Annotated in this window: 20 protein-coding genes and 2 pseudogenes; 4 read left to right on the top strand and 18 right to left on the bottom strand. The window is 35.4% G+C overall.

Going from position 1 to position 23430, the window contains the following annotated elements:
• Positions 1-45: 45 nt before the first annotated feature.
• The gene (locus tag FH036_RS13225) at positions 46-576 is read left to right on the top strand and encodes a GNAT family N-acetyltransferase (RefSeq protein ID WP_000483984.1); all 531 of its coding nucleotides are present in this window, start codon (positions 46-48) and stop codon (positions 574-576) included.
• Between the two features lie 121 nt (positions 577-697).
• On the opposite strand, the pseudogene FH036_RS13220 reads toward FH036_RS13225, so the two are convergent.
• From FH036_RS13220 to FH036_RS13160, 12 genes and pseudogenes are all read right to left on the bottom strand, one after another.
• Positions 698-970 (bottom strand): annotated as a pseudogene (locus tag FH036_RS13220) (SPASM domain-containing protein); the annotation flags it as partial.
• Between the two features lie 117 nt (positions 971-1087).
• On the bottom strand, positions 1088-3133 hold the full coding sequence (locus tag FH036_RS13215; protein ID WP_080776368.1) for a class I SAM-dependent methyltransferase: 2046 nt from the start codon (positions 3131-3133) through the stop codon (positions 1088-1090).
• Between the two features lie 307 nt (positions 3134-3440).
• Complete coding sequence (locus FH036_RS13210) at positions 3441-3821, bottom strand: BA_1872 family lipoprotein (RefSeq protein ID WP_044790445.1); 381 nt, start codon at positions 3819-3821, stop codon at positions 3441-3443.
• Positions 3822-3944: 123 nt separating this feature from the next.
• Complete coding sequence (locus FH036_RS13205) at positions 3945-4745, bottom strand: hypothetical protein (protein ID WP_000418499.1); 801 nt, start codon at positions 4743-4745, stop codon at positions 3945-3947.
• Positions 4746-5087: 342 nt separating this feature from the next.
• A complete protein-coding gene (locus FH036_RS13200; protein ID WP_139895853.1) occupies positions 5088-6716 on the bottom strand; it encodes a peptide ABC transporter substrate-binding protein in 1629 nt (542 codons plus the stop codon).
• Positions 6717-7079: 363 nt separating this feature from the next.
• Positions 7080-7523 (bottom strand): annotated as a pseudogene (locus FH036_RS13190) (WXG100 family type VII secretion target); the annotation flags it as partial.
• A gap of 344 nt (positions 7524-7867) precedes the next feature.
• On the bottom strand, positions 7868-9193 hold the full coding sequence (locus FH036_RS13185; protein WP_139895852.1) for a bifunctional S-methyl-5'-thioadenosine deaminase/S-adenosylhomocysteine deaminase: 1326 nt from the start codon (positions 9191-9193) through the stop codon (positions 7868-7870).
• A 53-nt stretch (positions 9194-9246) separates the two neighbouring features.
• The gene (locus FH036_RS13180) at positions 9247-9606 is read right to left on the bottom strand and encodes a YunG family protein (protein WP_138322170.1); all 360 of its coding nucleotides are present in this window, start codon (positions 9604-9606) and stop codon (positions 9247-9249) included.
• A gap of 27 nt (positions 9607-9633) precedes the next feature.
• A complete protein-coding gene (locus tag FH036_RS13175) occupies positions 9634-10077 on the bottom strand; it encodes a GNAT family N-acetyltransferase (RefSeq protein WP_139895851.1) in 444 nt (147 codons plus the stop codon).
• Positions 10078-10290: 213 nt separating this feature from the next.
• The gene (gene scpC, locus FH036_RS13170) at positions 10291-11805 is read right to left on the bottom strand and encodes a succinyl-CoA:acetate CoA-transferase ScpC (RefSeq protein ID WP_000429781.1); all 1515 of its coding nucleotides are present in this window, start codon (positions 11803-11805) and stop codon (positions 10291-10293) included.
• Positions 11806-11932: 127 nt separating this feature from the next.
• Positions 11933-12577, bottom strand: coding sequence for a LytTR family DNA-binding domain-containing protein (locus tag FH036_RS13165; RefSeq protein WP_000389713.1), 645 nt, complete (start codon positions 12575-12577; stop codon positions 11933-11935).
• A gap of 247 nt (positions 12578-12824) precedes the next feature.
• Positions 12825-13748, bottom strand: coding sequence for an alpha/beta hydrolase (locus FH036_RS13160; RefSeq protein ID WP_001102550.1), 924 nt, complete (start codon positions 13746-13748; stop codon positions 12825-12827).
• 202 nt (positions 13749-13950) lie between these two features.
• On the opposite strand from FH036_RS13160, the gene FH036_RS13155 reads away from it, so the two are divergent.
• Positions 13951-14712: a DODA-type extradiol aromatic ring-opening family dioxygenase gene (locus FH036_RS13155; protein WP_139895850.1), complete on the top strand. Its 762-nt coding sequence runs from the start codon at positions 13951-13953 to the stop codon at positions 14710-14712.
• 48 nt (positions 14713-14760) lie between these two features.
• Here the strand turns inward: FH036_RS13155 and FH036_RS13150 are convergent, their stop codons facing one another.
• The 3 genes from FH036_RS13150 to FH036_RS13140 form a co-directional block, all read right to left on the bottom strand.
• Positions 14761-15975 carry a multidrug efflux MFS transporter gene (locus FH036_RS13150; protein ID WP_139895849.1) on the bottom strand — a complete coding sequence of 405 codons (1215 nt, stop codon included), beginning with the start codon at positions 15973-15975 and terminating at the stop codon, positions 14761-14763.
• 167 nt (positions 15976-16142) lie between these two features.
• The gene (locus tag FH036_RS13145; protein WP_139895848.1) at positions 16143-16994 is read right to left on the bottom strand and encodes a GNAT family N-acetyltransferase; all 852 of its coding nucleotides are present in this window, start codon (positions 16992-16994) and stop codon (positions 16143-16145) included.
• A gap of 15 nt (positions 16995-17009) precedes the next feature.
• A complete protein-coding gene (locus FH036_RS13140; RefSeq protein ID WP_000236045.1) occupies positions 17010-17726 on the bottom strand; it encodes a DUF554 domain-containing protein in 717 nt (238 codons plus the stop codon).
• A gap of 212 nt (positions 17727-17938) precedes the next feature.
• Here FH036_RS13140 and FH036_RS13135 point away from each other — a divergent pair, with 212 nt between their 5' ends.
• On the top strand, positions 17939-19042 hold the full coding sequence (locus FH036_RS13135) for a CapA family protein (RefSeq protein ID WP_139895847.1): 1104 nt from the start codon (positions 17939-17941) through the stop codon (positions 19040-19042).
• A gap of 52 nt (positions 19043-19094) precedes the next feature.
• Positions 19095-19322, top strand: a complete 228-nt coding sequence (locus FH036_RS13130) for a hypothetical protein (protein WP_139895846.1) — start codon at positions 19095-19097, stop codon at positions 19320-19322.
• A gap of 80 nt (positions 19323-19402) precedes the next feature.
• Here FH036_RS13130 and ilvA read toward each other — a convergent pair whose 3' ends face one another.
• Genes ilvA through ilvC form a run of 3 tightly spaced genes read right to left on the bottom strand, consistent with a single transcriptional unit; the run spans position 19403 to position 23424 of the window.
• Positions 19403-20665 carry a threonine ammonia-lyase IlvA gene (ilvA, locus tag FH036_RS13125; RefSeq protein WP_139895845.1) on the bottom strand — a complete coding sequence of 421 codons (1263 nt, stop codon included), beginning with the start codon at positions 20663-20665 and terminating at the stop codon, positions 19403-19405.
• Positions 20666-20696: 31 nt separating this feature from the next.
• Positions 20697-22370, bottom strand: a complete 1674-nt coding sequence (gene ilvD / locus FH036_RS13120) for a dihydroxy-acid dehydratase (RefSeq protein WP_070805749.1) — start codon at positions 22368-22370, stop codon at positions 20697-20699.
• Between the two features lie 46 nt (positions 22371-22416).
• A complete protein-coding gene (gene ilvC / locus FH036_RS13115) occupies positions 22417-23424 on the bottom strand; it encodes a ketol-acid reductoisomerase (protein WP_000861126.1) in 1008 nt (335 codons plus the stop codon).
• Positions 23425-23430: the final 6 nt, after the last annotated feature.

Raw genomic sequence — 23430 nt, 5'->3', positions numbered from 1 at the left:
TATAATAACAACACATTCTAGTTTCAAAAGAAATGGAGTGAAAGCATGTTTCCTATATTGAAAACCGACCGACTCATTTTAAGAGAACTTACTGAAGAAGATGCACCGAGTATACTACAATGCTTCTCTAATACTGACGTACTGCGCTATTATGGCCAAAAACCATTACAAGATATTGATCAAGTGAAACAAGTCATTCATAACTTTAAACTGAGTTACAATGCAAGAAGCGGTATAAAATGGGGAATTGAATTAAAGGACAAAAAAGAACTCATTGGTACCATCGGTTTTCACGATTGGTCTTCTGAGCATAAACGGGCCAATTTAAGTTATGCCTTTTTACCTGAACACTGGGGAAAAGGATATGCAACTGAAGCTGTTTCTGAAGTTATATCATACGGTTTCCATACCATTCATTTAAAGCGTATTGGGGCAATTGTATTTCTTGAAAATGAAGCTTCTAATAAAGTGCTATTAAAATTAGGATTTGAAAAAGAAGGCGTTCTAAAAAATTATATGTATCAAGATGACATTCCTTATGATACGAATTTTTATTCTTTATTAAAATCGGTTTAATAGAATACATGTGTAAAAAACTTGTTTCAATACAGCAGATATAGGTAGTGAATTTTTAATGAAGGATGCGAAGTACTCTCCATTATAAAACATTAAAGAAGGGCTATGAGTATGCTTTTACTCATGTCCCTTTTTTTATGTTCTTTTTCTGTTTTCGCAATGCTTTTGGTACGTATACGCAGAAAGGCTCACTTTCCATATAATCCCCCGTCATTGCATATGCTCTAGAACGAGATCCCCCACAAACATATCGAAACTCACAAACACCACACTTTCCCTTATACTTGTCAGGATTACGAAGATTTTGAAAAACAGGGGAGTTTCGATAGATTTCAGCTAGCGAATTTGTTCTAATATTCCCGGTTTTAATCGGCAATAACCCACTTGGATATGTTTCTCGGTATAAAGTTAAGAATTTAGGAATTTTTCATTACTCTAAAAATACGCTCTTTAACTGCAGACTATTAAATTAAGTTTCTTAAAATTATATTTTTAAAGTTTTCCAACATCATTACCTCTTTTCTAAAACCATAAAGAATGTACTATCCGGTAGCGCAACAGCATTCCCAGACTCATCTTTAAACTCGATTTTCTCGCTAAGATGTTGTGTATATCCATCCTGTAAATAGTTCATAGCTTGAACGATGTTTACTTTATCTCCAAAGATACCCTTTACGAAGTCCTTATATTCGTTTGGCGTAAATATTCCAAACTGCTCTTGCACCTCGTGAACGAAGGAATCCTCGCCCCATGTATACGTATATAAGAACTCCATTGCATCGTTAACAGACATTTTGACTGTATTGTCTGCAAGTACCTCATACTGGATTATACGCCCCTTAAATTCATGGGCATACTGCTCTAAGAACTTCATTCCGCCTGCATCTTTAAAATGAATCACACGCATTAACGTTTTATCTTCGGTCATGATACCATCACGAATGATAATACGACCTCCAGGTTTTAACACCTCATAGGCACTCTGCAGCCCCTTTTTAATTACTTCATGATTGAATTTCTTACCTTCATACTCGATATAAGAGAACAGCTCATGAAGGATAGAAGAATATACAATCGTATCAACCGATTCTTTTTCAAACGAGCTGCTTAAGTTGATTGCATCCCCTTTAATGACGTACCAAGAACGCCCCTCGTTCTGCTTCTTCTTTTTCAACGTATCAATTACGTTTTCAGAAATATCGATACCGTAGATTCGTTTATCCTCGGTCTCTTCTTCGATCATGTCTAACATGACACCGCCACCGGCTCCGACATCTACAATCGTATCTCCCTTTATATAATCAAGAATAATTCGTTTATCATCAGCTGAGCTATTCATATGCTCTAGATACACTTCTTCGTTATGGAATCTATCATATGCATCCTTTCGTAACCCGAAGAAATCAAACAGCAGCACATTTGCCCGAGCATGCATCATATCTATCTTTTCTGCCTCTACACAGAAGGTAATTAACGCCTCACCTACAGCAGAAAACTGAAACGACACATACGCAGTTTTCATATCTTCATCGACTTTAACCTTAAAAGAAACATGCGTTGTATTCGGCTTCTCATTCTCACGGTACTCCCGTAGATACTTCTCAATAACCCGCTTACGATATACGTTGTCCTTTTTCTCGCCTTTGAAATCATAGTGCAACTGCTGCATCAATTTCTCGAAATGTATATGCTGAACCTTTCTAGTGCCTATCTCATTCTTTAACATAACAAACACTGTCCAAATATCCTCGAAGCTAAGAGCATGCATAGACGGTTCTACATACCACAAATCCTTATCGGATAAGAATGTTTGAACGTCACTCTTCTCGCTTCCCATAATTATATCTTTTTCAAATACCGACTCCTTATGTTTTGGCGTGAGTCTATGTATACGAGAAGTAAATGGCTCCATATAACCATCAAACAGGCCATCAATTGTAATCTTCACATCGTTCTTCACTTCACTCCACAAAGCTTTTGATACACCTTCAATAATACATTGGTTAAGATAGTATAGAATCTCCTTTAACCTAACGTCTCCGTATTCTTCTTTATATGTGTTAATTAAATCAACATGAGAGTCCAAACGAGCCTCCCCGCGTATATACTGCCCGATTAATCCATGTGTTCTAATTAAATCTCGAATAAACAAATACTCAGTAGAGTTTAAGTTTGTCTCTACACGTTCAATAAACTGAATATCACTAAAGATATCAGCAGAACCCTCGTTATGTACGAATAGATTAATCCCTTTTTTCTTCCATTGCTCCCGCTGTTTTAAAGATCCTACCTTTGCAAGTTCACTATACGTTAGTACCTTTTCAATAATACGATACGCTTCTTCATCTAAAGGCAGTCCATCTAACACTTGTAGCGTACGGTGTACATAGTACAACACCGCATCTGTTTTTAATGTTCCAAGTACTTGTACATTCTCATAGTTTTGATGTATCTCCTCTGCCTCAATTAAATACTTTAACCACGTAGGGAGAGTATCGGAAAACCCTTCAATGTATTTATTTAGAATCTCAACGTTTTTCAACTTATTTACCCCCATTTATAATCAATATCTGTAGTAAAGTCTGGGCACCTTCTCTAAAAAGACCCTCACCTTATGCCTCCCTTTACCATCTAGAACTCTTTCAAATACAAACGTATCAAACCCAGTCTTTTTCTCTTGTAAAAAAGAGTTATCAAGTTTGTAACACTTTCTTTTGTCCATCTCTTATTTTAACTTCATCAAGAATTTCGGTGGAATAAACAGTAAGACTCAGCGGATCACTTCTTACATTGATAAACATATGTTGTGATAGAATCAACCGAAAATGGAAACGGCAAGCGGGTGCACTCCACTTGCCGTTTTTTCATAGCTTAGTATGTACTTGAATTTCTTTCGCTTTCTCTTTTTCACCCTTCACGCGTACAATTAAATCATATGATCCGGATTTTGGCGCTTCAAAAGAAAGCAAACCTTCTTTTTGAGAAGTAACTTCTTCTTCATAAATAACCTTATCATCTTTTGTAACTTGCAATAAAATCGTACCTTCCTCAACGGCTGCTTCATAAGGAATTTCCACATTTCCTTTTTCAGCTTTAACCGTTTGCACATCGTAATACCCTTGCAACGAACCAATTTTCAAAGTCGTTTCGCCATTTTTTTGAACCTTTGTGACTTGTGTTGCTGTATTGCATGCACTTAACAATACAACAAGAGTGAGAATCATAAATAAACGTAATGATTTCATAGAAATTCCCCTTTTTTATGTATATGTGAATTAAGATTCATTCTTTAACTATTTCAAAAACACCAACACCTAAAAAGAATCACTGCTTTTCTTCAATTTCTTTTTTAAATAATTTTTGAAACTCTAATCATTAAAAATCCTACTCTTTCTTACTTTAATTGTTTCTAAAATGTAGAAAAGAACCCCTAAACCAAATATCTTTTCAGCATTAGAAATATTATTACCTATTTTAATAATAGGTACATTTAATCCGAATCTTTCGCTCCATTCTAAAGGCATATATCCTCTCTTACAATTTATTAATATACGATCATCCATTGTACGAAAAGACGTTTCAAAAAAGTCAAATTCTACTTCAATCTCAGAAAGTTTTATCTCTTTTTCATTCATTAAAGAACCACGTACCATTCCAAATCCTTGTATCATATTTTCTTTAAACATACCTACACAATTATAATTCGAGTCATAAATAGCCCAATCATAGTTTTCAACTTCACTATGAAAATATGCAAGAATTTCCCCATCCTTTGCTTCCAATCCAATAACTTGCTTGTTTTTTAAAAAAGGTAATTTTGAAGAAATTATATCAGCTGAAACCATAGTTGTTCCTACTATATAGGTCCCATCAGGATTATATAAACCGTAATGTTTATTATTTTGAGGTAATTCTAGTAAAACATAAGTATCAATATCCCAAAACTTCAAATCATTTTTAGCTATATTCTCTTTTAATAAATTCCCTTTTCTTAATTGCCAAAATCCAATTCCCCCAAAAACAAACGAAGCTACAACTATAAATATTATTTCTCCCCAATTAACATCACCCCAACTATTATACAGACAATATAATCCAAAGAGAAAAATCCCTGTCCCAATTAAACACTTAAACCGCCCCCTTTTTTTATAATACTCAAATAATTCCACCCAAACACCTCTATCAATCCATCTTAATACCAAAATTACCTTTTAAGTATACCAAGGACAAAATATATAATCTAATATTTTTTGTATATAATTAAAACAAACATAGTTATAGCAAGAGAATGCTTGTATGCTAATCTCCACTGCATTCCCTTATTCCATGTATGCTATATTTCTATTCTTCTTTTTACTTAAACAAACTGCTCAATAGTATTTGTTGCAACTTCTTATGAATGTGTAACTACAATTTTGCACTTCCCTTCTTTATATGCTAGGAACACTACCAAAGGATTTCCCTGCTCCTCTGTAAAAAACCTTACTTTTAAAAAGTAAGGTTTTTTGTATTTATTCATTAGCGATATAAGCATTCTTATAAGTATAAACACCACCAAATTGATGCTTTTCAATTCCCTTTACGTAATCCTTTTGTACATATGCTGAACCAATATGATACAGCGGCGCTACAGCTGCATCTTCTAATAATACCTGCTCAGCTTCTAGCAATGCTCCCCATCGTTTCTCTGGTTCTAGTACGAGATCAGTTTTTGCTTTCTTTATTAATTCATCGTAACGAGAATTAGAGTAATTCATTTTGTTATTCGGATTACTCGTCGTAAAGAGTTCTAAATAACTAATTGGGTCTTTATAGTCAGGTCCCCAATTTGCCATAGTTATATCGTAATCTCCTATTTGTTCTAACTGTAATTTTTGCTTAAATGGCTGTTGTTTAATTTGTATCGTTAGTCCTTGCAAATGCTTTTCTAAATCACCTTTTATATATTCTGCCATACGTTTTGCATTATCTTGTTCAAACGTTAATAACTCGAGGTTTACTTGTTCTACCCCAAGCTCTTTTTTCGCTTCTTCCCAAATCTTTTTCGCATTTTGCAAATCATATGAAGAAAGATTTCCGTTTTCTCTTCTAAAATCTTTACCAGTCTCTTCATTTATATGACCAGCTGGTACAAGTCCACTTGCAGGTTTTGCTCCGTTATTAATAAAATGAGTAACGAAATCCTCTTTATTTAACGCGAATGAAATAGCCTGACGCACTTTCTTATTTGCTAACGCACTATTTTTTTCATTAAAACGTAGCATAGCAATTGCAGGTTCGCTCGACATATGTAACTCCTTATACCCTTTATACTTGTCTACAAATTGAGAATTAATAGGCACCCGGTCCAAATTACCAGCTTCGTATAAATTAACAGCGGTCATTGTATCCTTTACAATTTGAAAGTTTATCTCGTCTAATTTCACTTTCTTTTCATCCCAATATGTAGCATTTTTCTTTAATTGAAACTCTTGTTCATGCTTCCATTTCTCTAATACAAATGGCCCATTATATATGAGATTACTAGGTTCTAATGCATAATTCTTTCCTTGTTCTTTCAAAAATGATTCATGCTGTGGTAAGTAAATAGGTAGTGCTAACAGCTGTAAAAAATACGGGATTGGCTGTTCGAGTTCCACTTCTAACTTATAATCATTTATAACTTTAACCCCAAATTCATCAAGAGGCATTGTTCCCTTATTTACCTCTTTTGCATTTTTCACGTAAAAGAGCATGTACGCATATTGAGACGCTGTTTCAGGATTAATTGCACGTTTCCATGCAAACATAAAATCATTTGCTGTCACACTGTCTCCATTTGACCATTTTGCATCTTTACGCAAATCAAATGTATATTTTTTACCATCTTCACTTCTTTTAAACGATTTTGCTACCGCTGGAATAGGCTGATCTTGATCATCTAATACATACAAACCTTCAAATATGTTTTGCATAACATGTGCTGATGTACCATCCATCGTTTTCGCAGTATCAAGAGAAGGAATTTCTTCAGATACTGTTACATGTAATACTTGTTTTTTTGCCTCTGTTTCACTTTTATTCGCTTTATTATTACAAGCTGTTAATAATAAAGATGTAACAAGTGCCATTACCATTAAATGGCTCTTTTTTCGCTTCATGAGTTGTTCTCCTTAAAAATATAATATTATAAAACGTTATATATTATAGCAGAAATGCTAGCAGAAAGATGCGACATTCTTTTGAATATTTATTCGTTCAAGAAAAAAGTTTTCTTATTTAACAGGGTACGGACTATCTTGGAATCTTTTTGATTTTCAACAAAAAACACATATAAAATAATAAGGTGAATTTTTGGTTATAATTCCCACATATCCAACTGGCCGTCCATCTTTAATTTTAATTACTCTTGTATCTTCTCGCAGCTTATTTACAGCATGTGAAAATAATCATGATCCCGAAGAAGATGAAAAAGAAGGAAACGCAAAAGATTTCAAAGAGTTATTCACTCCTGAAGCGAAGAAAATCGTTGCTATACCATAAGCTACATAATGCTCTCTACTTTCCAGATCCCCATTCCAAAATTTATTCATAAACGTATCTGATACGGTGTTCCATGCAGCAGGAATAGTCTCCCTATAGTTTACAATTGCATCTTTCATATTCAGCCAGGTTTCTTTATCACCTAAGGATATCAGTCCTTCCCACGCATCCACTGCACCATCTACAAACCCAGTAGAAATACCAGTCCATGCAGCATTTAAATCTTTTTTATTGAAAAATGACTCTTCTGATTTTGGAGGGAGTTTTCCACACATGGCTCCTTCTTGAATATCAGAGTCAACTAAATTCCCTCCATACAATTCATCCACTTCTCGGAATTTAACAGCTGCACGTTCTAATTCTACTGCGATTTTATCTAATTCTTGCAAGATGTTATACATCATTGGCTTTGCTTCATTAAACATCTAATAGAAGGGATCACAAACTGCTCCAATTCCTCATTAAAAATTTGGGGCTGTTTTTGTTTTATAAATTTCAATAGTTTTATATTTTCATTCCCGCTAATATGTCATATTTTTTTCAAAATTCCTTAATAAAACCAAAACGAATTGTTGCTTAAATCACACAAAAGAAATGATTTTGCAGAATTAACTCTTCTACTTACACAGATACACGCTACTCACAATCATTTTTTAAGCTCCCCTCATAAAAAATCTATCCTTTCCCTCTTTTTATCAATGTTGGCACCAAAAAAGTTCAAACACAAAAACAGGCTGTGGAGAAAACCTTCTCCACAGCCTAAAAATACCTATCTTTGTAAACCTCGTTTATATCGACTTGCTTCAAATATAATACGCTCTTCATCTAACGTTTTACATTCGCCATTCCAAACGACACGTTTTCCGTTAATGATTACATCGCTTATATCTTTTCCACTAGCAGCATATACAAGATGCGATAATACTTCATCTGCTGGTTGTAAATGAGGCTTATTAGACGGATCAATTGTAATGAAATCAGCGCACTTTCCAACCTCAAGTGATCCTGTTTGTTTCATGCCGATTACTTCAGCCGCTCCTTTAGTTGCAAGTGTAAGAGCTGTTTCAACCGGTAACGCTGTTGCATCTTGGTGAATACCTTTTTGTAGTAAAGTCGCTATGCGCATTTCTTCAAACATATCTAAATTATTGTTAGATGCAACACTATCTGTTGCAATTCCTACTTTCATTCCTGCTTCTAACATCGCTTTTACATTCGCTATACCAGACCCTAGTTTTAAATTACTATTCGGATTATGAGCTACTCGAACGTCATGTTCCGCTAAAAATGCACGCTCATTGTCATTTAATACTACACCGTGTGCAATAACCGTCGGTCGTTTAAACAATCCGCAACTTGCTGCATATTCTACTGGACGTTTTCCGTACTGTGCTTCAATATCACTTACTTCACGCTCTGTTTCCGAAAGGTGAATATGAACCATCGTTTGATTTTCTACTGCAATACGTGCACACTCTTCTAACAGTTCTGTACTGCATGTATATGGGCTATGCGGTGCAACCATCGTAGTTAACATACCACTTTCGTTATAGTAACGCTTCACATATTTCTCAGCTTCTTCAACGGCTTTCTTTTCATCATCTTTCGTTCCGAAGCTAAATAAAGTTCTTGAAACAGCAGCTCGCATTCCACTCTTTGATACCGTTTCCATAATTGCATCTTGATCTACTCCAATTGGATTAAACATATCAGAGAATGATGTTGTACCACTTTTCACCATTTCAAGTAATCCTAATTCCGTACTAGCGACCGCAAGCTCTGGAGTAAACTGACTTTCAAGTGGCCAAATTCTCGTCTCAAGCCATGGTTGTAATAACATATCATCACCAATACCTCTTAAGAGACTCATTACAACGTGTGTATGTGTATTGACAAGCCCTGGTAAAACCCACTTTCCTTTCATGTCAATTACTTCATCTACTTCAAAATCATTAGCGAATTCTCCGCTCTTCACATCTATAATTTGATCATTTTCTACAATGATATATCCATTTTCTATCACTTCATTTTGTTCATTCATCGTTACGATTGTAGCGTTTACATAAGTTGTTTTCAAAAGTATTTCCCCTTTCAACTCTATGAAGTTCCCTTTAATAAGTTACCACCATTATAGTAACTTATTAAAGATTAAGAGTCAAAAGATAATTTCAATTCTTTCGTTATCTTTTTCTTCAACATGCAATATTGTTTTTCATTTGTATCTGCAAATGCTTCTTCTCGATTTGATTCTATATCCATATAATTCAGTTTTTCATTAAATTGAGCCTCTGTAAAATCAAACCTCTGTCCATCTATAAAGTTATAAAAGTGCCACACCTCTCTTACTTTTGTCTTTTTAATCTCTCCTCCGTATATGTCTTGAACGACCAAAGCCGTTACACCACACTGTCCCTTTGCTGGATTCTCAGTCGTCCACTTTGAACTTGTTTCAATCGACCACGATCTTATTAATGCTTCATATATTCTTTTTTCCTTTACATCATCCACTCTAATCTTCCCCTACTATTAATAGTTTTACACATCATATTTCAAAAGAGGCAGTAAACGATCCTTAAAGACCGTTGATGGTGTCTCTCCGATTAACTGTGCGCCCATTTTCAAGTAATATCCTTTTGCATTCGGATCACTATCAATCGTAAAACTTTTTAAGCCTAGTTCATTTGCTTTTTCTATTACATACTTCCAAATTATTTTCCCGTATCCTTTCCCTTTGTAACGAGGATGAATATATAGAAAATCAAGAGCATTTTCATTACGTAAAAATGAGAAAAATCCAATCATCGTATTATCGTTTTCTAAAACATATACAAAATTATTTTTTATGTACTCATCAGTAATTGTTAAATCTTCCTTACAAGCAAGTATGAATGCTTCGCTATAGTTCCACGTTGCTTTTGAATGTAGTGCAAGTTCACTTAATTCATTTACTTCACTTAATAACGCATTTCTTATCTTCATGATTCTTTCTCCTCACCTTCGATATGTAAACTATTAAAATGATTCGAAAAGTAATTAAAAACCCCTCTTATTTTCATAAATCTTTATTATAATCAGTACGGCCTGTAACAATATATTTAAAGAAAAAAACGCCATCTTTGAAAGTTGGCGTTTTCTTCTTCTAAAATTTTTTCAAACTCAATCTTTCGTTTTACTATTTCTAACGATACACACCTATACAGTTTCTACTACTGCTTCAAGCATTGTTCCATTTTTAGCATAATTCATATGCCAAGAAAAAGCTTTTTCTAAAACATGAGGAGTTTGTCCACCTCTCGTTTTAGCTTCTTCGTAATAAGCTCTTAGCTGATCACGATACATTGGATGTGCGCAATTCTCGATAATTAATTCCACTCTTTCTCTTGGGGCCAGTCCTCTTAGATCAACATACCCTTGTTCAGTGACGATAACATCTACATCGTGTTCCGTATGGTCCACATGTGAAACAAAAGGAACGATACTTGAAATGTTGCCACCTTTCGCAATCGATTTCGTAACAAAGATAGCTAGGCGAGCATTTCTCGCAAAATCACCAGAACCACCGATACCATTCATCATTTTTGTGCCTAAAACGTGAGTAGAGTTCACATTTCCGTATATATCTAATTCTAAAGCAGTATTAATCGAGATTAATCCGAGGCGACGAATGATTTCAGGATGATTAGAAATCTCTTGCGGGCGCATCATTAATTTGTCACGATATTTTTCAAAGTTGGAAAATACTTTTTGCATTTTCTCCTCAGAGAGTGTGATTGAACAGCATGAAGCAAAATTGACTTTTCCAGCATCCATAAGATCAAAGACCGCATCTTGTAAAACTTCAGAATACACTTCTAAATCTTCAAACTCCGAATCTAACATTCCATGAAGAACAGCATTAGCCACTGAGCCAATTCCTGATTGTAACGGTGCTAAACGATTTGTTAATCGGCCTACTTCGACTTCTTTTCGAAGGAACTCTATTAAATGCTGTGCCATAATAACAGTTTCTTCATCCGGAGGAACAATTGTCGATGGTGAGTCTAATTGGTTCGTAAACACAATCCCTTTCACCTTTTCAACATCGATTGGAATGCCAATCGTTCCAATTCGATCATCCGTTTTCACAATCGGAATTGGAAGTCTTTCTCCTTGTTTACCTGGTTCATATAAATCATGCAGTCCTTCTAACTGCGTGGATTGAGCCATATTCATTTCAATAATAATGGACTTAGCATTTAAAGAAAACGCTAAAGAATTTCCTATTGAAGTTGTTGGAATAATCATGCCATCTTCAGTAATCGCAACCGCTTCCAAAATAGCAAAATCTACATCCATAACGTCAGCGCGAAGTAACTCTGATGTATGAGATAAGTGCTGGTCCACAAATAAAAAATCTCCGTTATTAATTCCTTTTCGCATAGTCGCATCAGCTTGGAAAGGCAATCTTTTCCCTAAAATTCCTGCTTCCGCAAATAATTTATCTACATCAGAACCTAAAGAGGCACCAGTATAAACATTTACTTTAAAAGATGTATCATTCTTAACTCGGTTTACAAGCGCAAATGGGACTGCTTTTACATCACCTGCACGTGTAAACCCACTTAAGCCTAAAGTCATTCCACTTTCAATCCATGAAGCTGCTTCTTCAGGTGTAACTACGCGATCTTTCAGACGTTCATCCCTAATTCTATCCAAATTATTCTCCATATGTAATCCCTCTCCTTATGAATATTCATAATTATTTTACACTTTAACAGTATCTAAATAGGGATTTCAGTATACAATGGCGAAAATTCAGACAAAACAGCGAATCTAACCTCTAAAGCAGAATAATTTAAAATCCTAGAAGCTTACGAAAATAACTAGCGTATGACTGACTCACTGGTACCCTTTCACCATTATCCATAGAAAGTAAAAAAGTTGAATGCGTATCAGGATAAATCGCTTTAATATGATTCACATTTACAATAAAGGAACGGTGGCATCTAATAAATGAATCTTTCGGAAGTAAGTATTCGAATTCTTGTAACGAGTATTTATGTGTCCCTGTTAACTCTTCTGCATTTACATACGTCTTTTTATCTTTCGCCTCTAAATACATGACTTTTGAAAAAGGAACCGGAATCCAGCCGTCCGTTGTTTTTAAAGTAACGACTGATTTTCCGTCCGTTAAAGCTGGGTAAATAGCTGTCACGCAACCTTCAAGCTTTCCATTGTTTGAAAATGGCACTGCCATACCATGATAAGGAATACCAAAAACATCCCGATTCATAAACTCAGAGGTTTTTTGATTCGTCACCATTGCTTTATGAGCAATTGTTCCTTCCTTAATAGGATCCCCTACGCTAATCTTTAAATCAATTCGTTTACTTGGCCGATAGTATATATATTCTTTCGTATTCGATACAGCAATTGAAATTTCATCTGAAAATAATTCCCCAACAACATCTAATAGTAAACCTAATGTTTTATCTTCCATTCTATTAACACCTCATTCACTATTATACTACTATTATGAATGGACTCTGTTGCTTTATAAAAAGTTTGATTATTAATTTTATACATTTATCTCCTCATTTGCACAAGGCTTTCTATCTATTTAATTATATAGAAGATAACCTACCTTCAAATATGTAAAAATGATATGAACACTACATCAGTAAATACTTGCAACACCTACAAACAAAAAGTCCAAACTATAAACAGTCTGGACTTAGCTTTCATTCTCATTTATTATGTTCTTCTAACCACGAAATCACATCTTTAAATACTTCTTCTCTATTTACTTCATGGAACATTTCATGTCTTCCATTTTCATATAAACGCAGTGTTACATCTTTCACGCCACATTTTTTATAATTCTCGTATACTTCTTTTACGCCTTTCCCCATATCCCCAACAGGATCACGATTTCCTGAAAAAATATGTATTGGAAGGTTTTGCGGTGTTTTCTTGAACTCTTCTAGTTTATTTACTTCTAATACACCAGAAAATAATTCTCGATAAAAACTCGTCGTACAAATGAATCCACATAACGGATCCGCAATATATTTATCTACTTGATTATTATCTGAAGATAACCAATCAAATTTTGTACGATTTGGTTTAAAGTGTGAATTGAAGTTTCCGAAAGATAAAAAATTTAGCATCGGACTTTTCGTTTTTTCCCCACGTAATTTCATCTCAATTGTCGCTACTTTATGACCAATAACTCCTAAAAACCCTGGATTCCCACCAGTTCCTGAAATAAGGAATCCATCATATAATTCACCTTTCAGTTGTACAGCACGTCTTGATAAAAAAGAACCCATACTATGTCCAAGTAAAAATAACGGGCATGTCTGCTCTTTTCTTATCGTTTCAGATACAAAGATAACATCAGATACAGCCTCATTCCAACCTACATTGGGTTTAAAATGACCATAATCTTCTTCTCTCTTCACCGTTTTCCCATGACCTTTATGATCATGCGCATAAACACCATAGCCCGCTTCTAATAACGCATCAATAAAGTCTGTATAAACGCCTGCATGTTCTGTCATACCATGTGCAATTTGAATAATCCCTTTCGGTTCACCTTCTGGTAACCACTTACGTAAATAAATTTCTGATCCATCCTTTGCCGTAACGAAACTTGCCTGTACGTTCATTTCGTCAGCTCCCAACTCTATTATGTATCTCAAAAAATGAATATCCATTCATTATTCTTATTATGTATTATATGCAATTGCTGTCATTATGACAAACGTCTTCCTTTTCCGATTAGCTGTCAAACTATTCTATTGACGAACATAAAATAAAATTATATAGTTACTTACATAAAGTAACTATATAATTTTAGGAGGTTCTACTATGATGCCATCATTATTTTTAGCACACGGCTCACCGATGCTCGCTATTCAAGATACAGAATATACAAGGTTTTTAAAAACGCTTGGAGAAACATATAAACCAAAAGCAATTGTTATTTTCACCGCTCACTGGGAAAGCGAAGTACTAACGATTTCTTCATCAGATAACGAATATGAAACAATTTATGATTTTGGAGGTTTTCCCCCTGAGTTATACGAAATCAAATATCGTGCGAAAGGCTCTTCTAACATTGCATCCATGTTAGAAACAAAATTTAAAAACAAAGGTATTCCAGTCCATCATAATATGACGAGAGGTTTAGACCACGGCTCATGGACACTCTTGCACCGTATGTATCCAGAAGCAAATATTCCTGTCGTACAAATATCAGTCAATCCATTCCTTCCTGCAAAAGAGCAATTTAAGGTTGGAGAAGCATTAAAAGGACTTGGACAAGAAGATATTTTAGTAATCGGTAGCGGTGTTACCGTTCATAACTTACGAGCACTGAAATGGAATCAAAGTACACCCGAACAATGGGCAATTGAATTTGATGATTGGATTATAAAACATATGCAAACTAACAATAAGGATGCATTATTTAATTGGGAGAAAAATGCCCCTCATGCTCAATTAGCTGTACCAAGAGCAGAGCATTTTGTTCCTTTATTTATTGCAATGGGAAGTGGCGAGAACAGCGGTGAAGTCATTCACCGTAGTTATGAGCTTGGTACATTAAGTTATCTATGTCTTAAATTTTAAAGAAAAGGATGAAGCATTCATTGCTTCATCCTTTTTTCATTCACTTAGTTAACTAACTTCCAAATGTCGTTTCTCTGATACCCCTTCGTTCTTATTATGAAAATAAACCCAAATGCACGCAATAAACAATAGTGATGATGTAGAGAAGAAAACATATTGAAAACCAGCATGCGCTGCAATTTGTCCACCAAGTATTGGTCCAATCATATTTCCTAAAAACTGAAACGATTGATTATACCCAAATATTCGTCCGGTTACATGGGTTGGTGTATGTTGTTTTAGTAGAGTTTGTACGGAAGGTAATAATCCTGCTTGTGCGATTCCTAATAAAAATCGAAGAATTAATAGTTGCCAAGCTGAGGTTACAAATGCTTGCGGGATAAAGATAATTCCTGCAGCAAACAACGCTACAACTAACGTTTTTTGAGGACCGATATGATCTGATAATCGTCCGAGTCTTGGTGCTGCCAAAATAACAGCTAATCCTGTCGCTGACATAACGGCGCCCGCAATTGTTTCAATATGCGCAGTTTGAGGACCAACTAAATTTTTCACGTATAATGTAACAATTGGCTGAACAGACATATTAGCAAGTTGAATAATAAATGTTGTTACAAACAAACTAACAATTAAATGCTTCGCTGGAACCATCGTCCATACTTTTTTCGGTTGTACTTTTTTTGCTTGAGCGGAGTGATTCTCTTCATGTAGGAAGAAAAAAACGATGAGAAAAGAAAGGAATAAAAAAGCTCCTGTAACAAGAAAAACATGGCGCATTCCAATTAACTCAGACAAATATCCACCAAGTAATGGACCAAGTAATGAGCCGCTCACGCCCCCGGTTGAAATTGTAGAAATTGCCCAACCTGAATGTTCTTTCGGAGTTTCTGCTGCAATAAATGTCATCGCTGTTGAAAGGAAACCAGATACTGCTCCCATCAAAAACCTTAGTGCGACTAGTTGATATACATCCGTTACAAACCCCATAAGCGTCATAATAATCGCCATACCAAGGCTAGCACGAATTAGCATCAATTTCCGTCCATGTATATCACCAAGCTTTCCCCATATTGGTGATACGATCGCACCCATTAAAAATGTTACACCAAATGCAAGTCCTGACCACTGTGCAATACTAGAAGTGCCAGTCACCCCTAATTCCTCAATATAAAAAGATAAAAAAGGAATTACTAAACTCATACCGGCTGCAGTGGTAAAACAACCTAGCCAACAAATCATTAAATTTCGTTTCCAGCTGGCCATTTTCACACCTTCTTTCTTTAGATACCCATTCTACACCCTTTCTTATAAAAAGTTTAGTAATTTGCTTTATTTGTAAGATTTACTACAAAACCCGCTATTTTCTAATAAGAATCACTACATCTCTACATTATTTTCATAATAAAACCAACTCCCGTATATGGAGTTGGTTACTTATTCCCTATCGGTATTAAACGAGCATCACAAGTTCTTTCATAAAACTCAATCGGACCTGCTTGTCCAATAATTGCATATTCATATCCTTCTTGCTTCATACTCTGTAAACAAAGATGTAACAATTGCCTCCCTACACCTTTTACACGATTTTGTTTCGCTATACCCATTGGACCAAATAATCCTTTCTTTCCTCTCACTACATCATAACAAGCAAAACCTACTATCACTTCTTCTTTTTCCGCTATATAAATAGGTGAATTTTCTTTATATGTACGAAATCCATACTCTATCGAATGTAACCACCGTTCACCAAATTCTGCTTCAACAAAACTTGCTAATTGTTCAAAATCAGAAGCGTTAGCCTTTCTAACAGTACAAGTTAAATCATTATAAATAGGAACAAAACCTTTTAAATCGACTGCTAAATCTCTTGGCTCAGCTATAATACGTAATATATCTCTTTGCATCTGTGCATTTTCAATAACTGGATTTACACGAAATAATGCATATATAACATGTCCTTCATTCATTATTGCTTGTTGAAAACGTTCCATACGTTTCTTCGCTATTTGTAAAATTTCTAGCGTCTTATGTGATAATTTATATTGTCCTATTTTTTTATAATCTTGATCCGTTAAATCATATTGTTTTCGTAATGAAAGTTTTTCTAAAAAATCCGTACCCACGTTACGAAACAAATACATATACAACTCGCTGCATACGCCAGTACCTTCTTTACACATGCCAATAAATAAATGAACTGGTTGAATGATATTACATTCTGTCTCTTCTGCTGCACTCTTCAATATGTTATGCACACGTTTTGTAAATTGAAATTCCTCCATATGTATCTCCCTCCCCTACTTTACTATTAAACCGTAACTATAAATAAGTGAAACAATGATTCCAACTACTAATATACCTGGAAGTAAATTTGCAACTTTAATTTTAATAAATCCCAGTAAGTTCAATCCAATAGCGGCTATCATAATACCGCCTGTAGCTGTCATTTCTACTATAAATTGATTCATTAATCCTTTCGGGACCAAACTATTAATTTGTGTTGCAAAAACTGCAATGCCACCTTCATATAAAATGACTGGAATCGCTGAAAATACTACGCCAATCCCTAGAGTTGTCGTTAATATAATAGAAATAAATCCATCGATAATTGCCTTTGTAAATAAAATATCATGATTGCCACGAATACCGCTGTCGAGTGCACCAAGTATCCCCATCGCGCCAATTGCAAATATTAAAGTAGCTGTTACAAAACCTTCTGATATACTCCCTTTCCCTTTCGATCCAACTTTATTTTCTAGCCAATCTCCTAACTGTTTTAACTTTCCCTCTAATTGTAACCATTCCCCGATGACGGTACCAATTACTAAACTTAGTATGACAACAAGAAAATTTTCACTTTTCAATGCCATTTGAAGTCCAAGTACAGTAACCGCTAAACCGATTGCATGCATAATTGTTCCCTTCATACTTTCTGGTATTCTACTAAATAATTTACCTAGTAAAGTACCAAATATAATGCAAATCCCATTTACAACCGCTCCTAATATAACCATTTCTCATTCTTCACCCTTCGAATTCTTTATTTCTATATTTTGGTTTATTCATTGATTTACAGGTTATCTATATGTTAACTTAATATTGAGAATATTAACAAATATTTTTTCAATACATAAACCGCATTTTTTATATCTGTACATAAACCAATTACTTTTTGTAGACTCATTGCTAATTTAATTGCGGGATAAACTCAAAAGGGAAGGTATTTATGAAAACTTTACTAAAACGATTTCTGTTAATAGCCTTTTGCATTACACCAATTGTTTTATTAATTAACTACTCTTTTACTTCAAAAGCGAAAGACAAACCTGATTTGCAAAACAAATCTAGTAAAACCGCTTCAACAAGTGAAAAGAAAATAGAAGACCCGGAAATCACACTCACCTTCTCTGGTGATACAATGTTCGATTGGCAATTACGTCCGGTAATCGAAAAAAACGGGGCTGACTATCCATTCCAGCATGTAAAAGAAGAAATAACAAAAGCTGATATTTCCTTCGTTAATTTAGAGTCAGCATTTACAACGAGAGAAAAGAAAGCACCTGGACAATTGTTTTGGATTAAAAGTGATCCATCCACACTTCAAGCTATAAAAAACACTGGATATGACATCGTAAATATTGGGAATAACCATACACTTGATTATGGTCAAGAGGGGTTACTAGACACAATCTCTCATGTAGAAAAATTAAAGTTCCCTTATATCGGAGCCGGGAAAAATGCAAAAGATGCATATACAGCACGAGAAATGACTGTAAAAGGGAAAAAGTTCAAATTTCTTTCCTTTGTTCGATTTATGCCTGATACGAATTGGGTAGCTGGTGACAATAAACCTGGTGTTGCGAATGGGTATGATTTAAATCTTGTAACAAAAACAATTAAAGAACAAAAGAAAGATGCAGACTATTTAATCGTCTATATGCATTGGGGCGTTGAGAAATCAAATCGTCCTGTAGAATACCAAAAACAATATGTACCTAAAATGGTTGAAGCAGGGGCTGACGCAATTGTCGGAAGTCACCCACATTGGCTTCAAGGATTTGAGTATTATAATAAAGTTCCTATCGCTTACTCATTAGGAAACTTTTTATTCCCAAGTTATGTGAACGGAAAAAGTGCCGAAACTGGCGTATTAACTTTAACTTTTAAAGGAAAGGATGTCCAAATGTCATTCAATCCTTACATCATTCGTAACAACCAAGTTTCCCCTGTGAATGAGGAGGAAAAGAGAAAAGCTCTACAATATTTACAAACAATTTCAACTGATGTAGAAATTGATGATACAGGGAACATAAAAAACAAACGAAACTAGACACCGCAAGATTTATTTCTCTGTAACATACTTTACAGAATAGGTGATGAACATGCTGAAAGACTTATTAGAAAATGTAAGTTTGTTAGAGAATATTTATAAAGTATCTATAGCCGTTCTACTTTTATGTTCATTTTTTTCTGTTAGACTTCTAAAAAAAATAAAACGTGAGCGAACACTTACTACCTTTGAATTTACTATGTATGTAATCATTCGTATTGCAATATTTTTTTGGTTAACTAGCTTTATCCTTCTTGAATTTAATGAGTATCTAGTTTAACTATAAAAAAGATAGAACAAGCATTATATTTCCCCGCTTGTATCTATCTTTTTGATTTGGATGCTAACTCTTTCCTTCTATTAAATAAGTAAATCAAACAAAACAGGATTTTTATTAAGCTCCATAAATTGAATATTATTTTCTTTAAAACGGATAATTAACTGCTCGTAATCTTCTTTATGTTTTAACTCTACCCCAACTAATGCTGGACCATTTTCCTTATTATGTTTCTTAATATACTCAAAGCGAGTAATATCATCTTCTGGCCCTAATCCTTTATCAAGAAATTCTCTTAACGCACCGGAACGCTGCGGGAATTCAATGATGAAATAATGCTTTAACCCTTCGTAAATGAGCGAACGTTCTTTCATTTCTTGCATTCTATCAATATCATTATTTCCACCACTTAGCGTACAAACAACTGTTTTACCTTTTATTTCATCTCTATATAAATCAAGCGCTGCAATAGAGAGTGCACCAGCTGGTTCAGCTACAATCGCATTTTTCTTATATAGTTCTAAAATCGTCGTACAAACCTTTCCCTCTGGTACTAAAACAATGTCATCAATTACATCTTTACAAGTTTCAAATGTTAACTTTCCTACCTTTTTAACCGCAGCCCCATCAACAAAACTATCTATTTTCTCCAATGCCACATTATCATTTTGAAGAAAAGCCTCTTTCATAGATGCAGCTCCCATTGGCTCTACACCAATGACCTTTGTAGCAGGACTAACACCTTTTACATATGTACCAACACCTGATGCTAATCCACCACCGCCAATTGCTGTAAAGATATAATCAACCGGTTTCTCCATATCATGCATAATTTCAACTGCCACTGTCCCTTGACCAGCAACTACGTACGGATCATCAAACGGATGAACAAATGTCATTCTATTTTCTTCACAATAACGCTGTGCTTCTTGGAAAGAGCTATCAAATGTATCACCAACTAATACAATTTCCGCAAAATCACCACCGAAAAATTGTACTTGTGACACTTTTTGTTTAGGTGTCGTCGTCGGCATGAAAATTTTTGACGGAATCTTCAATAAATTACACGTATAAGCTACTCCTTGCGCATGATTACCAGCACTTGCACAAACAACACCGTTTTGTAATTGCACTTTCGGTAAACTTTGAATTAGATTATACGCACCACGAATTTTGAAAGAGCGAATTAATTGTAAGTCTTCTCGTTTTACATAAACGTCACAATCATATTTCTCAGATAAAACTGTATCACGTTGTAACGGTGTTTTAATAACGATATCCTTCATGCAATTATGAGCCATTAAGATATCTTCAATTTTCACTCTCTCCTTTACCTTTTGCACCATTATATATCATCCTTATCTCTTTTATATTGGCTCAATCAAAATTTGGGACTTTTAAGACTGCACCTGTATTCGCCGACGTTACCATCTGTGCGTAACGCCCAAGCCATCCCGTTTTCACTTTCGGTTCTGGTCGTTTCCATTCTTTTTTACGCTTATCTAATTCTTCATCACTAATTCTTACTTCTAACAACCTTTCCTCAACATCGATACAAACGATATCCCCTTGCTTGAGAAGTGCAATCGTTCCGCCCGCAGCTGCTTCTGGCGAAATATGCCCTACTGAAATACCACGTGAAGCACCAGAGAAACGACCATCGGTTAACAACGCAACATCTGCACCTAATCCCATGCCAGCAATCGCTGACGTTGGTGCTAACATTTCCGGCATACCAGGACCGCCTCTTGGTCCTTCATAACGAATAACAACTACATCCCCTTTCTTAACCTTCCCAAGCATAATGCCTGCAAGCGCCTCATCTTGCGAATTAAAAATAACGCATGGTCCTTCAAATCGTTTTACTTCAGTTGCCCCACTTTTAATAACTGCCCCATCCTTCGCAAGGTTTCCTTTTAATATACGTAATCCACCTTCTTCACTATGAGGGTTTTCAAGAGAATGAATCACTTCCTTATCTTTAATCTCTGCATGAGCAATGTTTTCTCTTAATGTTTGCCCCGTAGCAGTAATACGATCTAGATGAAGTACTCCCTCTTTTCGGCTCATCTCTTTCAAAATGGCACTAATCCCGCCCGCGCGATCAATATCTTCCATATGCCAATTGGACGCAGGGCTTACTTTACATAAATGTGGTACACGTCTTGAAACGGCATCAATACGGCTCATATCGTAATCTAGTCCTGCCTCATGTGCAAGTGCTAATGTATGTAACACTGTATTTGTTGAACCGCCCATCGCCATATCAAGCGCGAACGCATCATCAATTGCTTCTTCCGTTACAATGTCTCGTGGTTTAATATCTCTTTCAATTAAAATTTTTAATTTTTCTGCTGCTTGTTTAATTAATTCTTCGCGTCTTGGATCAATAGCTAAAATACTACCGTTACCAGGAAGAGCTAAACCTAATACTTCACATAAACAGTTCATAGAGTTCGCTGTAAACATACCAGAACAAGAACCACAAGATGGGCAGCCATGATCTTCAATATCCTTTAATTCTTCTTCTGAAATTTTCCCAGATTGATAAGCTCCTACTCCTTCGAAAACAGAACTTAAATCGACAACGTCCCCTTTTGACGTTTTTCCAGCCGCCATCGGACCACCTGAAACAAAAACAGTTGGAATGTTAATACGAAGTGCAGCCATCATCATACCGGGTGTAATTTTGTCACAGTTTGGAATACAAATCATGCCATCAAACCAATGTGCATTTACAACCGTTTCTACTGAATCTGCAATGATTTCACGACTCGGAAGCGAATAACGCATACCGATATGCCCCATTGCAATACCGTCATCTACTCCAATTGTATTAAATTCAAATGGAACCATACCTGCTGCACGCACTGCTTCTTTAACAAGTTTCCCAAACTCATTTAAGTGCTTATGACCTGGAATAATTTCAATAAAAGAATTACAGATCGCTATAAACGGTTTATCAAAATCTTCATCTTTTAAACCAGTTGCTTTTAATAAACTGCGGTGCGGCGCTTTATCAAAACCTTTTTTAATCATGTCACTTCTCATCTTGTCAAATCCCCTCTTACGTATTTTTCACTTACAATCTATTACTCTATTTCTTTACTAATTCTTTCGGTGCATGAATCCAGCTCATCATTTCACGAAGCTCTGCTCCTACTTTTTCTAACCCATGATTTTGCTCTGCTTTTTTCATCGCATTATATGTTGGACGCCCAGCTTGATTTTCTAAAATCCATTTCTTCGCAAATTCACCTTGTTGAATTTCTGTAAGCACTCGTTTCATCTCTTTTTTCGTTTCATCTGTAACAATTCTCGATCCTGTTACATAATCTCCGAACTCAGCCGTATCTGAAATAGAATGGCGCATGTTCGTTAAACCACCTTCGTACATTAAATCAACAATTAACTTTAATTCATGTAAACATTCAAAGTATGCAATTTCAGGGCGATATCCGCCTTCCGTTAATGTTTCAAAACCAGCTTTCACAAGTGCAGTTACCCCTCCGCAAAGTACAGCTTGCTCTCCGAATAAATCCGTTTCGGTTTCTTCTTGGAATGTCGTTTCAATTACACCTGCACGTGTACACCCTACACCTTTTGCATACGCAAGTGCTACATGTAAAGCTGTGCCTGTTGCATCTTGATGCACTGCGACTAATGCTGGAACACCATTTCCTTCTTGAAATACACGGCGAACGAGATGACCTGGACTTTTTGGCGCAACCATCGCTACATCTACGTAACTTGGCGGATTAATTTGGCCGAAGTGAATGTTAAATCCATGTGAGAAAAGTAACATTTGTCCTTCACGAAGATTCTCTTCTACCTCTGCTTTATACACATGAGCTTGCTGTTCATCTGGCAGTAACATTTGTACAACTTGTGCGGTTCGAACCGCTTCTGAAACAGACATTACTTCAAACCCATCCGCTTTCGCTACTTCATACGACTTACCAGGACGAACACCAACTACAACTTCCACACCAGAATCACGTAAATTTTGCGCTTGTGCATGACCTTGTGATCCATAGCCAACTACTGCAACAGTTTTCCCTTGTAGTAAATCTACATTTGCATCTTTCTCATAATACGTTTTCATATTCCA

This window comes from Bacillus sp. CD3-5, assembly GCF_006349665.1.
Taxonomy (GTDB): Bacteria; Bacillota; Bacilli; order Bacillales; family Bacillaceae_G; genus Bacillus_A; species Bacillus_A paranthracis.
Note: the sequence above shows the minus strand (reverse complement) of the source record. Positions and strands in the feature narration are given on the sequence as shown.

Excerpts from the sequence above, each read along its gene's own strand:
- FH036_RS13225 (WP_000483984.1), top strand. The coding sequence starts at position 46 with ATGTTTCCTATATTGAAAACCGACCGACTCATTTTAAGAGAACTTACT.
- FH036_RS13215 (WP_080776368.1), bottom strand. The coding sequence starts at position 3,133 with ATGGGGGTAAATAAGTTGAAAAACGTTGAGATTCTAAATAAATACATT.
- FH036_RS13210 (WP_044790445.1), bottom strand. The coding sequence starts at position 3,821 with ATGAAATCATTACGTTTATTTATGATTCTCACTCTTGTTGTATTGTTA.
- FH036_RS13200 (WP_139895853.1), bottom strand. The coding sequence starts at position 6,716 with ATGAAGCGAAAAAAGAGCCATTTAATGGTAATGGCACTTGTTACATCT.
- FH036_RS13175 (WP_139895851.1), bottom strand. The coding sequence starts at position 10,077 with ATGAAGATAAGAAATGCGTTATTAAGTGAAGTAAATGAATTAAGTGAA.
- scpC (WP_000429781.1), bottom strand. The coding sequence starts at position 11,805 with ATGGAGAATAATTTGGATAGAATTAGGGATGAACGTCTGAAAGATCGC.
- FH036_RS13165 (WP_000389713.1), bottom strand. The coding sequence starts at position 12,577 with ATGGAAGATAAAACATTAGGTTTACTATTAGATGTTGTTGGGGAATTA.
- FH036_RS13160 (WP_001102550.1), bottom strand. The coding sequence starts at position 13,748 with ATGAACGTACAGGCAAGTTTCGTTACGGCAAAGGATGGATCAGAAATT.
- FH036_RS13155 (WP_139895850.1), top strand. The coding sequence starts at position 13,951 with ATGATGCCATCATTATTTTTAGCACACGGCTCACCGATGCTCGCTATT.
- FH036_RS13150 (WP_139895849.1), bottom strand. The coding sequence starts at position 15,975 with ATGGCCAGCTGGAAACGAAATTTAATGATTTGTTGGCTAGGTTGTTTT.
- FH036_RS13145 (WP_139895848.1), bottom strand. The coding sequence starts at position 16,994 with ATGGAGGAATTTCAATTTACAAAACGTGTGCATAACATATTGAAGAGT.
- FH036_RS13140 (WP_000236045.1), bottom strand. The coding sequence starts at position 17,726 with ATGGTTATATTAGGAGCGGTTGTAAATGGGATTTGCATTATATTTGGT.
- FH036_RS13135 (WP_139895847.1), top strand. The coding sequence starts at position 17,939 with ATGAAAACTTTACTAAAACGATTTCTGTTAATAGCCTTTTGCATTACA.
- FH036_RS13130 (WP_139895846.1), top strand. The coding sequence starts at position 19,095 with ATGCTGAAAGACTTATTAGAAAATGTAAGTTTGTTAGAGAATATTTAT.
- ilvA (WP_139895845.1), bottom strand. The coding sequence starts at position 20,665 with ATGGTGCAAAAGGTAAAGGAGAGAGTGAAAATTGAAGATATCTTAATG.
- ilvD (WP_070805749.1), bottom strand. The coding sequence starts at position 22,370 with ATGAGAAGTGACATGATTAAAAAAGGTTTTGATAAAGCGCCGCACCGC.
- ilvC (WP_000861126.1), bottom strand. The coding sequence starts at position 23,424 with ATGAAAACGTATTATGAGAAAGATGCAAATGTAGATTTACTACAAGGG.